The sequence below is a fragment of the Marinilabilia salmonicolor genome (assembly GCF_003003035.1).
Lineage (GTDB): Bacteria > Bacteroidota > Bacteroidia > Bacteroidales > Marinilabiliaceae > Marinilabilia > Marinilabilia salmonicolor_A.
The window spans coordinates 59,816-76,249 of record NZ_PVTS01000002.1 but is presented as its reverse complement, the minus strand read 5'-3'; the positions used below and the strand labels follow the sequence as shown (position 1 = coordinate 76,249).

Genomic DNA, 16,434 nt, shown 5'->3' with positions numbered 1-16,434 from the left:
AAGAAAAAGAAATGAGGCTGCATATTGTATTGCCTCATTTCTTTTTTATTACTCATTCATTGAAAACCTGCAATTCGATATTAGTTTTATAGGACAAAACACTTAGAACCTTAAAAAGTCAAACTTCTCAAAGTTTTCCAATTGCCACTTTTGTCAAAAACAGGAGCTTTCATCAAGGTTCAAAACATAGGTGATTACTTTATTTAAAAGAATACCTGATAATTTTGCACATCATGAGTTTCAATCAGTCCGTAGTTAACTCCGTCAGAGGAAAGAGATACCTCTACATCCTCATACGTACGAACCCCTCCGTTATAAACACCTAATTTGAGCGAATCAAAAAGAACAGCCTGTCCCAGATTTATGAGCAGTAATCCGCTGGAATCTAGTCCAAAATAGCCCGTGCTTGCTCCGTTTACGCCTATGCCATCTCCTAATACTGACGGTGCATCATGACCTGCAGGCATAACAAATTCAGTCCCATCTTGAATAAGCGTGACTTCGGTTAAGTGACTCCACATATTGGCTGTACTGCCGTGCATTTGTATCTTAATATACTGGTTAGGAATCGGATTTAATGTGAATGTGGCATGGCTTTGTACATCCTGAATAACTGGGATACTATAGGCCGATCCATCAGAAGAAGTGGATACTTCGACATTAGGGTAAGTACGACCATCTCCATTATAGACTCCTAACTTGACAGCATCAAATTCATAACCTTGTCCCAGATCTATTTCTAACAATCCGTTTTCATTCAAACCATAGAAGTTCGAGGAAGCACCATTTATTCCTATCCCATCTCCCAATAAAGATGGAGCATTATGTCCCACTGGGAGATTGTATTCTGTACCTTCATGAATTAATGTTACTTCTGTCAGGTGATCCCAAGAATTAACGGTATTCCCATTCATTTGAATTTTGATAAGCTGATTATCTCCTGATGGGGGGGTCGGATTAGGAATATACTCGTAGTATTTTACAAAGTCTATGATAAAATCAACCGGTAAATGGCTTGCATTGACATTTCCAACCCAGCTTCCACCCAGTTGTTGGGATAAAATAATATGAAAAGCCCTGTCGAATGGCCATTGTCTCCAATCTGCTCCCGTTTCTTTGTAATAGGTAAATGTTGTAGTCCCATTTATTGTGAATACTATTCTGTCAGGATACCATTCAGCTCCGTAAACGTTAAATTCACCAGTGTTAACCGCTGCAGTTTTACTACTGGGCGAACTTTTTGTGTTGCTGTGGATTGTACTGTAAATAAAGTTGTCAAAGTTGAGGTGTTCCATAAGGTCAATTTCTCCATAATCAGGCCAGCCGCCATACTCGCTGGTACTTCCCAGAAGCCATATAGCCGGCCAACAGCCTTGAGCTGCCTCCATTTTTGCCCGAACCTCTACTTTTCCGTAAGTGAAATTGAACTTCCCCCGGGTCCAGACACCTCCCGTTAAATAGGGTCTTGGATCAGCCTGGGTATCAGGATTAGTTATGCCCTTTAGATATAGATATCCGTCAGACAGTTCAAATACCTGATCATCGGTGGTCATGTAGTTTTTCCAATCCGGAGCTCCCACTGGTATTCGACTCCATTTGTTCTCATCAAGTGAGGATTCATTAAAATCGTCCTGCCAGGCCAATTGGAAGTTTCCGGCCGATTTTAAGATGTTGTTCTCACTTTGTGGTTGGCTTGTTTGTTCAACTGATGTTGTGTTGGTAGTTTCAAGTTCTTTATTTTCGCATCCAAATAATGAAACTACACAAAACAGAATAATCCATTTGTTTTTCATCCTTCTTCATTTTAAGTTGGTTAATATGGTTTTTACATCGGTAACTCCAGTTGTGCCCAGAGATTACTTTTTGAAAGATCAATGGCCCGGCGAAGGTTTTCTTTGGCTGCGGCTGTCTTTCCCAGACCCTTGTAAGCAAGGCCTTTTAATAAATACGCATAAGACAGCCGTTCGTTTTCAGCCTGACCTGCACCAAATTTGTTGAAGAAATCCGTTTTCGGGCTTTGTTTAAATTGTGCTTCGGCTTCCTCAAGCATGGAGTTGAGAATGTTTTCCGCCTTATTTTTTTCACCTAGTTTTAGTAAACTACTGGCCTTGTAATAACTGACGAATTCGGATGGATGAGCCGTCAGTTCCTTTGCTTTGTTGAAATACTCTTCGGCTTTGGCCTTATCTCCTGAGTTATAGTGGGCCAGCCCGGTTAAAAAGTGCACCTGAATATTTCTGTTGCCTGTTCTGCTTTCGCTGGCTTCCTCGTCGGGGACCTGTGCTTTTGTGAACATTTCCAGTGCCTTGCGGGGCTTGTTTTCCTTCAGACATTTCAGGCCGGATGCAAGATGTGCATTTATTACAACGTCACGGGTCCTTGAACTACCCTCCCGGTAACTGAATGTTTTACCATCAAGGTACTCTACAGCTTTATCAGCTTTGCCTGCCAGTGTTAAAACTTTAATCTGGCGAACAAAAGCATCATCACGATGGGATACTACTTTATGGTTTCCTTCGAATAATTTCAGCCTGGTGTCGATGGATGCATTGCTCATTTCATATAATTCATCCAGCTCTTCATAATAAATAGCTTGGTCTTTGCGTTGTTTGATTGCTTCTTCGTATGCTGAAATTGCTTTTTCTCCATCGTCCAGGTGATTGTAATAGGCCCATCCTAAATTCCGATGGGCTACAGCCAGTTCCCAATTGTGTTTTACAGCCTCTTCCCAATAGTTGATGGCTTTGTCGCGTTGATTTCGATGGTAATAAATGTTTCCGAGGTAGTAAAGTGCTTTTCCATCAGTAGAATCATGTTCCAGTGCACTTTCGAGCACTTTTACGGTTAGCAGGCGGAAAGGAAAAACATAATCCACCGATTGCGCAGTTGCTTTTTTAAAATGGTCTGCAGCTTTGGTTTTATTACCTTTCTCTATTTCAAGGTAGCCAAGGTAGTAATCCACAATGGGGTTTGTTCCGTTAAAGCGTGAAAGAATATCCTGCGCCTCATCCGGTAAGCCATCGTTGATATATGAAGTGGCCACATCAAGGTAATTCTGGTCAAAACTGCGCATGTTTTGTTCCAACATCAATCTTTTTTCATCAGCTTTTTCTATATCTCCCTGCATTTTTGCAAGAAGGTAAGTCTCATTTGCTGCTTTCAAATCGAGTGGGTCCTGGTTGAGTAGCGACTTCAGAATTTGCTCTGCGACTTCATCATTTCCTGTTTTTCGCAAAAGAACGGCTTTTAAAATAATCGCGCTGTTGTTTCGGGCATTGGTAGCAAGAGATTCGTTGATTTGTTCAATTGCTTTGGGGAAGTCTCCTTTCAAAGTGGAAATCCTTGCCAGTTCCAGATAAGATGCAGCTGAGAAAGAATAATCCCAGGCGGCCCGGTACAAGGTGTCAGTTGCTGCCTCATATCTTTCAAGTGCTTTAAGTGTCAACCCTTGGAGGTAAAGCGCTTCACCATCTTTGGGACGGGTATAGTCTCTGGTAAGTCGCTCAATTGCTTTTCCCAGATATTCACGGGCCTCTGAATAATTACCATTTTGAAGATGAATATTACCTATTGCAGTATTGGTTCTGATGTCGCCCGGGTCTCTTTTCAGAGCTTCACAATAGTAATTCAGGGGCTGGTAGGTTGCATGATGAAACTGTTCGATTCTTTTGCCTGTCAAAAAGAGTTCCTCAACGGTTTTAATGTTTTCCGGTTCTTCCGGGGCTTCCACAATTTCCGGAAGTTCTTCCACCTTTTCTTTTATTTCGGGCTTATACGATATCAGAACTTCTCCTGTTTTCGTGTTTACCAACTGGGTGTAAAGGTTTGTAAGTTTGAATGGGCGATCCAGTTTTATTGACTGGGAAAAGGCCGCTTCTGGCGAAATGCTGACCTCTTCTTCAAAAACGGTGTTGTTCTCATTCTGTAATATGATTTTGGCAGTTTCGATCTTCTGAGTAGAGTAATACCCCAGAAAAACGGTGTTGTTATCCCTTTCTTCCAGGTTGACGGCCCCTTTTTTGTTGGCATTCTTAAAGCCCTGGATGCCTTTTACCGGATACCAGTATTGTTTTGAGGTTTTTACTTCATAAGGTTTTATCCAGCTATAGTCCGGTTGATTGTCGGAGTAAGTTCCTACCATTATTTCCACGTATGGTCCGGCATTTTCTGTGAGCCTGGCTTCCGTTGCCTGTCCCCGTGGTCCTGAACCCCATTCCCAAACTTTTGCACCCTTGCTGATGTGATGATTGCCCACGTGTATGGTTCCTGATTGACGACCATGGTCATATCCTCCCATAAAATCCTCTTTCAGGTTGTGTGCAAAAAAGGAGTTGGAACGCTTTGAGTTTTTCCAATAGCTGATATCAACGCCCTGCGTAAAATCCTGCCCACGATAAATCTCTGTGGATACAGGCCATCTCGTGAAATCATTTTTTGCATGATAAGTGGCCAACTGAACGCTTGGTGGGAACAGTATTTGATAATCCTGATTGGTGTGGGTTGCTACATTGGCCCAGTATAAGAAGGAGTGGGTGAAGGGGGTGGCGTTGTGAATTTTTAATTCGACTTCAAAATACGATTTTCCCGGAAACGCTGTGATTCCCATGGTCCATCTTATCTGTTGACGAGGTTCAGTTTCCCCAATCCAGATGGTTTTACTGCCATCCTCGTTTTCCTGGAGATCATAATTGACAGGGAGGAATGTGGATGCCCTGTGGTGATGAAGCACGCACCATTCAATACCTCCGGAGACCCATGCTCCGGTCATCCCGATGTTGGATGGTTTTACCACATCGTTTTTGTAAATAAAATTGTAACCATTGGTTTTGTCGGTGGCATAATAAAGTTTACCCCCGATTTCGGGTGTAATGCAAAGTTCGATGTAATCGTTTTCGAGGATTAATGCTTTATATGCTTTCTCAATACGCTCATGAAGGTAAGTGTCATTCAGGGCATAAGGATAGATGTGTTTGGCAGCTCCCTGATGAGTTTCATTGTTAAAGAATATTGGATTTTTATCCGCCGGGGCTACCGGGTAGGTAGGCAAAACCATTTGTTCTTCTCTTAGGGAGACTTTAGATTGTGAAGATACAATCTGAACAAATATCAGGGCGAGGAGGATTGAAATAATTTTTTTCATAGTAATCCTTTTAGTTGATGTAACTGGCAATGATGTTTTTGTATTCTGCGCGTGAATGAGCACATATGGCGCCTGTTTTTCATTGATTTTCCAGGTTTTTGAGGGGTCAGCACGTATTGTATTTATCCTCTTTAATGCTCAATTTGGGTCAGAAAAGCCCTTTTGGTGACAGGTTTAACAACTACGATACCGCCGGGTCAATTAATTATCTGACACAATGGATGTCGATGGATAGGAGCTGGTGTTCAGGTGTCTTTGTCTTTATTTGAACTTTATAGCAACAGTCCGTTAAATTTTTCCAAAGCTCTGGAAGTTAGACCGTTAAATTTGAATGAATGTTTTTGATAAAATGCAGAATGTCAATATCTTAAGATTTATTCTAATCTCTAACTTCTAAAATCTAACGATTTATTGTTATGGGATCTGACAAATCAATACTTCCCTGTGCGGGATGGGGCGCAACAATCAGTTGAGGTGCAGGGTAAGCGCAAACCTTTTGAAGCGTGTCCGTTCTGTACGGATGTTTATTTTTGAAAAGAGTTGGAACGGGGGAGGATTCTGTAAAAATATTTATGGGGATGTTATAACCTGGATTATTCATATATTATCTATTAAGATGTCCAACTCCCTGCTAAATTCAGACGTCCTCAATAAAATTGATTTGAAAATAGCTCACTATTCCCTTCATCAATTTTCTTTGCGGTTGCCTGAATTTATTGGTATTTAAACATCTCATAACGAAAACTTATGAATAAACCAGGGTAAATGAAAATTTAACCCACCGGCAGAAAACTTTCCGCCGGCAGGTTAAAAGACCCGTTCACCCTATTATTTTAAGTTTGGATTAATCCTTATTTCGCTATCGGGGATTGGAGCAAAATAGTCTTCTTTTGTAGGAGGATTTGGAATGGGCAGCTCCCACTCGTGTCTGTCACTGGCAGCTTCTTCCACCCGCTCCAGCCGCACAAGGTCATACCACCGTGCAGGGTTGATTTCTGCACCTGCAAATTCCCATGCACGCTCCATTACTACAGAGTCTCTGAATGCAAGTTTTGAGAGTCCTGTGGTCATATCTTCCAATCCGGCACGGTTACGAACCTGGTTGAGTGCATTATAGGTTGATGCGTCTGGTCCTGAAGCCATTGCCTGTGCTTCTGCATAAATCAGGAGCACCTCAGCATACCGGATTACCATATTGGTTCTGCTTCCCCACCAGCTGGGGTTGATCCAGGGCTTTTCAGGATCAGAACCTTCCATGAGTTGCATCTTTTTGTAATAGGGGTGCTTTTGAGCAGCTTCTGTCCAGTGCAAAGTGGTTTCTGCATCCGGACGGATGATGGTTTGGAAAGTGGCATCTTTACGAGGTCCTTCGGGGAACTTATTGAAGAAGTTAATTTCCACCATGTAATCATCCCATCCGCCTTCTTCTTCCGGCTTGCCTCCCAGGGGAGCCCACATATTTCCAAGTCCAAGCTGGTGCTCATAAACCAGGCTGAAAACCATCTCATCGTTAAATTGCTGAGGAGTCCATAAATCAGCAAAGTTGTCCAGCAGGCGGTAACCATACACATCTTTGTTGTCAATAACCTCTTTGGCTTTTTGAGCAGCAAGAGCATATTTGCTTTCATCTTTAACCGGGTAACCGGCCATTTGCAGATATACCGAAGCCAATAGAGCTTTGGCGGATCCTTTGGTAGGAGCGACTCCTGCTTTGAGTCCGGTCCAGTTTTCCGGAAGGAAATCTTCAGCTTTTTTGAGGTCTTCAATAATCAAAGCAAAAGTTTCTTCCGGGCTTGCTTTTACAGCCTCATAGTTTACTTCTAATTCAGTAATCAGGGGGATTTCATTGAATACCCTGACCAGCCAGAAGTAACTGAGAGCTCTCATGAAATAAGCCTGTCCAGCCGCTAACTGTCTTTGACCCTCTGTTGCTTTAACTGCATTTGGATAATTGACAATAACATTGTTGGAAGCTAAGATAACAGCGTAAGGATAATGATAATACACCCAGGGGTTGGAGTTGGTTGCCGAAAAGGTGTCGTATTCACGAAAGGGCCCCTTGTTACTACCTGTTCGGGTGGTAATGTCATCAGCACCAAAGAGCGGTGTGAAGATTTGAGTCGCGTTGAACATCGTGCTTATCTTATTGTAAATAGCCCGAAGTCCTAATTCCAGGTCTTGTTCATTCTGAAAGAAACCATTGGTGGTTAATTGCCCTTTGGGAACTTCTTCCAGAAAATCATCGTTACACGAGGTAAACAGGGTTAATAATATCAGTATGCTGCTAATATATTTTTTCATAATTAAGTCGATTTAGAGTGATTAAAAGTTTAATGTCAAACCTAAAGTGTAGGAGCGGGCTGTGGGGTATGACCCTAAGTCCAGTCCCTGGTCAATATCACTTTTCCCGGTGGATGAAACTTCCGGATCAAATCCTTTGTAATCGGTAAGAGTAAGGAGGTTTTGGCCGCTCAAAACGATGCGCAGGTCACCTATTTTTAGTTTTTCTTTAGGAATGGTGTAGCTGAGACTCACGTTTCTTAATTTGATGTAACTGCCATCCTGTATCCATTTTGTGGAGTTGGTCAACTCTGTGTTGCTGGAACTTCCGATTTTTGGCCAAATGGTGTTGGTATTTGTTGGTGTCCATGTGTTTTTAGCTTCCTCCAGAGTAATAGAGCGGGCATCGCCAACTGCCGTTGCGGTTCCTGCGTAGGCCAGGTTCAGGATGTCGCGACCCTGTACACCTTCAATCATCAGGTTCAGATCAAATCCTTTGTAGGATAGTGTGTTGTTGAATCCCCAGGTAAAGTCGGGCAGGGCATTGCCGATAATTTTACGGTCATCACCATCGATTTTGTCATTCCCATCCAGATTTTCGTATTTTGAATCTCCCGGCTGATAACCAAATCTGGCTGCTTCGGCTGCTTCATTTTCCTGCCATAAGCCCAGGAAGTTATATCCATACATTGTTCCCAGCGATTCTCCCGGCTTTACAATAAAAACCTTTTCAGATAGAAATCCGGGGGCATAACTCCCTCCGGGAAAGATCTCATCTTCATCTCCGATAGAAATTACCTCATTTTTAATTTTTGAATAGTTCAGAGAAGCGTTCCAGTTAAAGTCTGAAGTTTTTATGATTGTTCCTCCCAGGGCCAGTTCAACCCCTTTATTCTCAATTTCTCCAATATTTGAGATGATGGTGCCTCCACCATTGTAGGCAGGCAATGCCTTTGCCTGAAGCAGACCTTCTGTGTTTTTCTTAAAATAATCGATGGTTGCATTCAACCGACCGTTAAACATCAACAGATCCGCACCTATGTTAATTTGCGTTGTCTCTTCCCATTTCAGATTTGGGTTTGGAGCACCGCTGGGCATATAGCCAGTCAGTGGGTTGGAAGTTCCATAGGAGTAGGTTTGTTGTGACAACAAAGCCATGGTTGCGTATGGATTGATGGCCTGGCTTCCGGTCACGCCCCAGCTTGCGCGTAACTTTAAGTTATTCACACTTGATGCATTGTCCATAAATGATTCTTCGCTGAGTCTCCATCCGAGGGCTACTGATGGGAAAGCACTGAATTCATTATCTCCCTGAAATTTTGAAGATCCGTCGATCCGGTAGGTAGCTGTAAGAAGGTAACGGTCTTTCAGTGAGTAGGTGGCCCGGCTGAGGTAGGAGCGTAAAGCCCAACGTCTCCAGTATGAGCCAATGCTTGATGATTCATTCAGGGCCAGGTTGTGATAACCTACAGATTCACTGGCCAGATTATTGCCGTTTGCATTAAATCCCTTTGTGGTATTTTGTGATTGCTCAAATCCACCCATTAACGATAAACGATGAATGTCATTAAAAGTGTTGGAATACGTCAGCAGGAAGCTTGTCTGCCAATAGAAGTTATCGGCAAAGGAACGGGACGAGCCGGTTGTGGCATTAACGTATTGATTTGTGAAACTTGCATTCTCGGTTTTTATCTCCTCGGCAGCGAGTGTTGCTGTAAAATCGAGCGTTTCCAGAATTTTGTAATTAATCTTGGAATTTGCCAGCAGCGAGGTGGCAAAAACGTCATTTTGACGCTCTTTAGATCTCATATAAGGATTGTAAACAATCGATCCGTACTGGTCGGTTTTGTTGTAAGTACCATCCTCGTTGTAAACCGGCTCAGATGGAGACCAGATCAAGGCATTCCAGATAGGGCTTTGTTTTGAGGCCTCCAGAACGTCGGAGTTTGTTGTCTCTGTTTTCGATGCAGTAACATTCAGAGATATATCCAGACGGTCATTTATTTTTGTATCCACGTTTGACCGCAGGGTGTATTTTTGATAGTCTGTGTTGATTAACAGTCCCTTCTGGTCCACCATGCTTCCGGACAGGAAGTAGTTCAGGTTATCTTTTCCACCTGATATGCTTGCACGGGTGTTGCTGGTCATACCTTGTCTGAACAGCATATCCTGCCAGTCGGTATTTGCGACCTCACTTGTGGGGGTAATGTTGTTGAGTGCAATATAATCTTCACCATTTAGTAGATCATAGGTGTTGGAAACCTGATCGATGGAATAGTCTGTAGAGATCTGAACCCGGGGGGCTCCTGATGCACCACGTTTGGTAGTGATCACAATTACTCCGTTGGCTCCCCTTGATCCGTAAATGGCCGTGGAAGATGCATCTTTTAGGACATCTATCGATTCAATGTCGTTGGGGTTGATGTCATTGATGGACATATTGACGGCAACTCCATCCAAAACAATGAGAGGGTCGTTGTTTCCCAACATTGAGTTGCTACCCCTGATTCTGATTTTAGAGCTTACCCCCGGGGCTCCTGAATTATTGACGATAGACATACCTGATACACGTCCCTGCATCGACTGGGTAATATCTGATGATGGCAGATCTTTGAAATCATCGGTGCTGATTTGTGAGGTAGCACCACTAACATCAACTTTTCTCATGGTACCATATCCCACCACAACAACTTCGTCCAGTCCTGTTATTTTTTCATTCAGGGTCACGTTGAATTTCAGGTTTTCACCTACCGGAATTTCCTGTGTCTCCATCCCTATAAAAGAAAAAACCAGAACCTCGGCATCATCAGGTATGGAAAGAGAAAAGGCACCATCCATATTTGTAATTGTTCCCTGCGATGTTCCTTTCACTGTAATTGTTGCGCCGGGAATGGGTTCTCCGGTTTGATCTGTTACGATTCCGGTAACAACCCTGTTGTCGGCTTGCTGATCCATTTGCCCTTTCGGAGCAATGGCCACATAATTTTCAATGATTTTGTAGGAGTAATTCGTGTCCTCCAGCAGGCTGTTAAGGACTTCCTGTAATGAGGAGTTCTCGAAATTTACACTGATATTGGATCTGCTTAATTCCGCCTCATTTCCCTTAAAAAAGAAATAGTAATCAGATTTGTTTTCTATTTCGTTTAGAACAGCCTCAATGGTTGTTTGATCAGATGATATGTTGAACATATTGCTTTGACCGGAGGCAGCAAAAGACTGGATTGTAAAAACAACCATTAATGCGAAGGTTAGTTTCATAGCTAAAAATATCTTATTAAAACGCCTGAAACATTGCGCGTTTAAATTCTTTTTTCTCATATTTGAAATTTAATAGGTGAATAATGTGTCACGTTAGCATTTGTTGACTTTGTTGTTCATCTGGTGGCGTTTAACCACATTTTCTTTTGGGAGCTGCAGGAAACTGGTACTTTTCTGCAGCTCTCTTCTTTTAGCTCGTATTGTAATACATAATAATCCAAAGGGCTTTTTTTAGCCTGCCAAATTCACGAAGATCTTGATTTATGATAGGTGAATAATGCAGGCACGTTTAACATTTATTGTTCATTCGATTTCTTTAGCTTAATTAAAGTGGGTGCATCATCGATGTATTGAATTTCATAACTGAATGATGCTGTAATTGAAAGTGCTTCAAGGATCTGATCCACCGGCTTGGACTTTAGTAAAGTGCCTGAATATCTTTGGTTTTTGAGTTCGTCTGAAACAATTTCAATGTTTACATTATACCAGCGTTCGATTTTTCCGATAATATCGCAGAGCGCGACATTCCGAAAGGTTATAATTCCTTTTCTCCAGGAGGTATATAGTTCTGTGTCCACTTTCTCAATGGAGACCTTTTTCCTTTCCGAGTCGTAATTTGCTTTTTCTCCGGGCTGTAACCTGACGAGTTCTTTTCCGTTTTTTGAATTAAGACCTAAGCTGCCTTCAACCAGGGTAACATTCATCAGCAACGGGTCATAAGCTTCAACATTAAAAGAGGTTCCATGAACAATCAGGTCAAGTTTGTCTGTTTTAATGATAAAGGGATGTTGCCTGTCTTTTGACACTTCGAAAAAGGCCTCTCCAATGACACTCACAATTCTATTGTCTTGTAAAAAGTTATTGGAGTAGGATATTTGGGTGCCGGAGTTCAGGTAAACGTTTGATCCGTCGGGCAAAGTAACCTGTGCTCCCTGCCCGGGAGGTGCCTGAATGACAGCCATATTCTCCGGGACCTCCTGCACAGTGTCTGTTAGAGATATAAGTTTTTCTGCAATTAAACCGGCACCAAATACAATGATGAACATTGCTGCATATTTGAAATAAACGGGGAGTCTGCTGGTTCCTCTATTTCTGTTTTTCCGAATTTTTATTTTGAATGTCTGCCAGGCATTTTCAATCTGCTGACTTTTAATGCCTGAATCGGTTGCAGAAAGGCTCCAGGCATTTTTCAACTTTATGAATTCTTTTTTATTTCCTTTACTTTCATGGACCCAATTGAGGACTTCCTCACGCTCCCTGGCGGAAAGTTCATCTGTGAATAATTTTATGATCTGGTCTGTGTTCATATTGTTTGTTGAAAGTCCTTTAGTATTATAATCCACTGTCACGCTTTTCCCCTATATGGAAATTGTGTTTTTTTCATTATTTTTTACAAATACGGTATTTTTCTTGTTTTTTGAGAGGCGAAAATGATGGCTTATGACAGTGGTTAGATAAGTTCAAACGCCACACAGAGTATCTGTGGAGTTGTTTTTGTATGTGTTTGTTGCTGAGTTTGCGATGGAGACCGGAGGTGGATGGTTAAATTAAGTATTGCTTGGTTTGTGCAAAAAGAATTTAGTTTAAGAACAGAATACACAGAGGAAGGTAATCTTTCAGTTCAACCTTTAACTTCTTCAGAGCCCTTGAGATGTTGGCCTCAACAGCTTTTTCAGTAATGTTGAGTTTCTCTGCGATTTCCCGGTTTTTCAGTCCGCCAAATCTGCTCAGATCAAAGACTTCCCTGCATCGGGGAGGAAGTTCTTCCAAAGTTTCATGAATAAGCTGTTCTATTTCTTTAAATTCCAGTTCTGATGTCTCTAACTCCACAAGGGCCATGGCATTTAGGCTTAGCTCTTCTGCCCTGTTCTTTTCGTATTCTTTGTGGTTGTCAGATGTTTTGAGGTTTCTCAGGTGTTTTAAGCTGAAATTCTTAACAATTGTGTACAAATAAGCATTTAGGTTGGTGTCTTCCCTGAGTTGGCTTTTCTTGTTCCATAAAGTCATAAAGGAGTCCTGAACAATGTTTTCTGCAATTGATGAATCCACTACATATTCTCTGCAAAACGCCTGAAGTCTGGCATAGTAGGTCTTGAAAACCACCTCAAATGCAGCTTCATTTCCTTCTTTTAATAATTTAAAAGTGCTTTCTCTCAGTACTTCCATGGCTTATGTATTACGAAAGCCAAATATAAGAAACTTCGGATAAATTAAAAAAAATTAACAAACGCAATGATGGTGGATTTATATTATCGGGTTTTGTGTGAATAGATGTAAATTTGCAATGCTCACCCAGTTATGAACAGGATAGGGAAATGTTGCTTCTTTATCGATGGATATGGTTTGTGTGTTTTCGGTTTTATTTTTCACATTCACCTTAAACTGGAAAGATTCCCCTCTTTGTTTGGGGTAAAAATAGGGATCGGCAAAAATACCTTTAGCATCAATAGACACCGAAAAATTTTGGCCTGTAACGCTACCTGCGCATACCAGGGCAGCCATTAAAATTACAAGAGTAATTGTTGATTTTGTCATCATCGTTTGATTTAATTGTTTAACATTTTATTCTTTTATACAACGGATAGAACGACCACAAACAATGCCTCCGGTTATCATTAGATCTATATTAGGAAGTAAAGAGGAGGTAGAATAAACACATGTTTTAATTTTTAATTCAGAATCGTAATATGTAGTAGTATAAAGAGAAGCCATTGTAGTTGTTGCAGAAAATTTTTCTCCAACGCGGTATCCTGTAGGAAGCAGGGTAAGTCCACTGCTATTGTCTGACCTGAGATTAAAGGGCTTCCAGTTCTTGTTACCTGTTTCGTTCAACATGCCGCCCACAATGGTATTGCCTCTAATATGAGTTGTACCTTCATCAGTATTGAGATGGTCTATCAGCTCAAACAAATCTTCTTTAGTGGGAAGCCGCCATCCTTCCGGGGCTATTTGTCGCTCATCAGCCACAACATAACCGTTATACAGCAATCCAAAAGTAGCTGTGCTATCGGGGTGGTTACAATTATTTACAGCACAGTAAGCCGGTTCTTCTATGCCAAACCAATTTCCTTCAGGGCGGGCTGTTATGGGGTCGCCGTTGCGGAAGTGCTTAACACGCAGGTTTTGAGCCATCCAGGTTTGGTTACCTATTTGTATAGTACGGTACTCATTACCATCTATATCTGTCATAATACCGTAGCTTTTATCAGGGTTAAACACAGCATCAGATTGACCCTTATACGGTTCAGTGTCATTTTTGTCACAGCCGGAACTAATAACCAGTAGTAGTAAAAAAGCAGGAACTGTTAATAATTTTCGTTTGTTCATAAATTGTAGATTTTTAAGTGTTATTTTTTATTTGGTTGCCCCCAAATCAGGGACTAAACATCCGGTCCCCCTCAGTTTGAGGATATTCCTAATTCGCGGAGCTTACTCATATTATAGGTGCTGCTGAAAAAGTCAGCAGCCCTATTTTTATTTCATTTTTTATTGTTCTTTTTGGCATCGCCCCAAAAAGAACCAAAAAGGTCTAGTCCGTTTAAACCTATCCGCCCGCTTCAGGCTTAATTTCCGGCCATTGCACAAGGCCTTGAATGTCGCCCATTAAGCCTTTCCGCCAACCGCCGGCCCGGAAAACGGACAGGCCACCGCGCTTTTCAAATAGTAACAGTCGTTCACTATAATAACATTCCTTTGAACAGTGATATGTTGACAATTCACCTTTGCGGGTGCAACCTTTTTGAAGGATTTGCATAAAAACTCTTGCATATGAAAAGAAATTACGATATTTAAATAGCTGAATGTTAGTTTTCTAAGTGTTTTTTTAGCAGATCCTATTATAGATGTTCGACAATGATTTCATTCAGTTGCTTTTTCGCATTTTTCACAAGATTTGCTGCAGCTCCCGGACTGGTTATGTTTTGATGAGTGAATGCGGAAAGTACACTGTTCAGTTTTTCCAATCCTTCCTGATCATCCTGTTCTTTCAGCCTTTCGCGAATGATTCGTATTTTTTCAAAATCCTGAATGCCTTCTCTGAGTTTTTCAAAGCGAATAGAACTGAGTGGGCCCGGGTATATCTGATAAGTATCTCCGGCCGGCCAGGTGATGAATCTTGAATCCATTAAAGGATCTTTTACCCATGAGTTGTAGGCCCAGCGGAGAAATCCATCGAATCCTTTTGCTGCTGCGTACCACCCGATTAAAGTCTGTTCTGCCGGAGGTGAAAAAGTGAAATTGTTGGGATGTTCCGGTGCTGCGCAACTGGTGTAAAAGGTGGTGATAAGCCCTTTTTCTTTTCTGTCAGTAATGATCTGGGTGTTGAGCTCCGGATTATGAAATACGCAGAGATCTTTCAGGTCATCAGCAATTTCCTCATGATAATTCCCGGCCAGTGCAATGTTAAATTCCGGAGTAACCTCGTGAATAAAGTCAATGGTATTTTTCATTTCCTCCACATGTCTTTCATCCATGGCAATGTTGGTGATGGAAAGCCACCCTTTCTCTTTCAGATGATCTCTAAAGCTAAGCAGAAATGGTTTCCATAGCGATTTAAACTCCTCCGAGCCGGGCTTTACCGATTTGGTAACATGACCGGCGGAGTCTGTATCAAAATAGCGTACTCTGTTTCCCCAGGGAACCATTGAGTAGCAGTTGATTTGGTTGGTGATACCTGCATCCATGGCCAGTTCCACCCATTTGTCAAAGACTTCGTAGTCGAATGACCATTGGTTTTCACCCTGGTGCGTCCATTGTATCATGGACTCAAAATGGTCATAAGTCTGACCTCCCCATGGACGATGCAAGATGCTTGTGGTGATGCTTTTTTGTCCGGCTTGTGCAAGCATTTTCAGGTAGGGGCCACATACTTGCAGATGTTCTTCACTCCACAATTCAGTGTTGTGCAAGCGGGCAATGGAAAACGGATTTTGCCAGAGATCCAGGTGGAAAGTCCAATCGGATGGAGAGGGAAGTGTTAAATCCTGAACATCCAGTGTTAGGGAGAGTGTTTGTGAGTTTCCTTTGCTGGATTTTATCTCTATTTCCCCATGATAGCTTCCATTTGTTGCATTGGCAGGAATATCAATGGTGATCCAAACGGGGCGGGTGGTTTTCTCTTTTAAATCAAAAGGCAGGTTGTTTTCCAGAATATCAGCCACGAGATAAGCAGGTATGGTGTCTTTATCGCGATGGCCGCATCCGGTAAGGAATTCATCTGAGAGGACATATCTGACAGGATGGACGTTCACATTTTCTGTTGGAATAGTGCTGGCACCAGGTCCTTTTAATGCTTCAGGCGTTATTTCAATCTTATTAATGTCTTCCGAACTCCAAACCAGCATTTGAAGGTTTACCCGCTCCCCTTTCCATGAAGTTATCTTTTGCCCGGAAGATCCTGCAATGTTAGGGGGGATTTGTTTTTTGAATTTTTGGTCTGTGGGAGCAAAGGAAGCGTGTAGCTTGGGTGTTGTTTCTTTCCAGCCCCGGGCAATGGTTTCAATAGGATTTTCAGGTTCCTGGAATGCCTGATGACCTTCAGGATTTCCACATGACAGGAAGATCGGAATTATTAGGGGGAGAAGCTTAACGTTTTTCATTCGTTTAAAATTTTGTAATTATCTGATAAAAAACTAATTAAAAATTTGAGAACGAATGTAACCGCTTCGCTCTCGCATAATATTTTTTTAACATGTTCTCTTGTGATATTTATGCTTAAAAAATATCATGCTCGTTTCATCAGCATAAAATTTGTCTAA

At 41.8% G+C, this 16,434-nt stretch carries 9 protein-coding genes; all 9 read right to left on the bottom strand.

Annotated features, from left to right (window positions below; translation table 11 throughout):
- Positions 1 to 203: 203 nt before the first annotated feature.
- The 9 genes from BY457_RS01970 to BY457_RS01920 all read right to left on the bottom strand — a co-directional run bounded on the left by BY457_RS01970 (position 204) and on the right by BY457_RS01920 (position 16,275).
- Complete coding sequence (locus BY457_RS01970) at positions 204 to 1,793, bottom strand: glycoside hydrolase family 16 protein (RefSeq protein ID WP_106151661.1); 1,590 nt, start codon at positions 1,791 to 1,793, stop codon at positions 204 to 206.
- 32 nt (positions 1,794 to 1,825) lie between these two features.
- The gene (locus tag BY457_RS01965) at positions 1,826 to 5,140 is read right to left on the bottom strand and encodes a DUF5107 domain-containing protein (protein ID WP_106151660.1); all 3,315 of its coding nucleotides are present in this window, start codon (positions 5,138 to 5,140) and stop codon (positions 1,826 to 1,828) included.
- An 828-nt stretch (positions 5,141 to 5,968) separates the two neighbouring features.
- Positions 5,969 to 7,441, bottom strand: a complete 1,473-nt coding sequence (locus tag BY457_RS01955) for a RagB/SusD family nutrient uptake outer membrane protein (protein WP_106151658.1) — start codon at positions 7,439 to 7,441, stop codon at positions 5,969 to 5,971.
- Between the two features lie 21 nt (positions 7,442 to 7,462).
- Positions 7,463 to 10,678, bottom strand: a complete 3,216-nt coding sequence (locus BY457_RS01950; RefSeq protein ID WP_181256313.1) for a TonB-dependent receptor — start codon at positions 10,676 to 10,678, stop codon at positions 7,463 to 7,465.
- A gap of 296 nt (positions 10,679 to 10,974) precedes the next feature.
- Positions 10,975 to 11,985, bottom strand: a complete 1,011-nt coding sequence (locus BY457_RS01945) for a FecR family protein (RefSeq protein WP_106151656.1) — start codon at positions 11,983 to 11,985, stop codon at positions 10,975 to 10,977.
- A 271-nt stretch (positions 11,986 to 12,256) separates the two neighbouring features.
- A complete protein-coding gene (locus BY457_RS01940; protein ID WP_106151655.1) occupies positions 12,257 to 12,844 on the bottom strand; it encodes an RNA polymerase sigma-70 factor in 588 nt (195 codons plus the stop codon).
- A gap of 78 nt (positions 12,845 to 12,922) precedes the next feature.
- Positions 12,923 to 13,213, bottom strand: a complete 291-nt coding sequence (locus BY457_RS01935; protein ID WP_146130942.1) for a hypothetical protein — start codon at positions 13,211 to 13,213, stop codon at positions 12,923 to 12,925.
- Positions 13,214 to 13,240: 27 nt separating this feature from the next.
- Complete coding sequence (locus BY457_RS01930; protein WP_181256311.1) at positions 13,241 to 13,867, bottom strand: fibrobacter succinogenes major paralogous domain-containing protein; 627 nt, start codon at positions 13,865 to 13,867, stop codon at positions 13,241 to 13,243.
- A gap of 647 nt (positions 13,868 to 14,514) precedes the next feature.
- A complete protein-coding gene (locus tag BY457_RS01920) occupies positions 14,515 to 16,275 on the bottom strand; it encodes a DUF4091 domain-containing protein (RefSeq protein WP_106151652.1) in 1,761 nt (586 codons plus the stop codon).
- Positions 16,276 to 16,434: the final 159 nt, after the last annotated feature.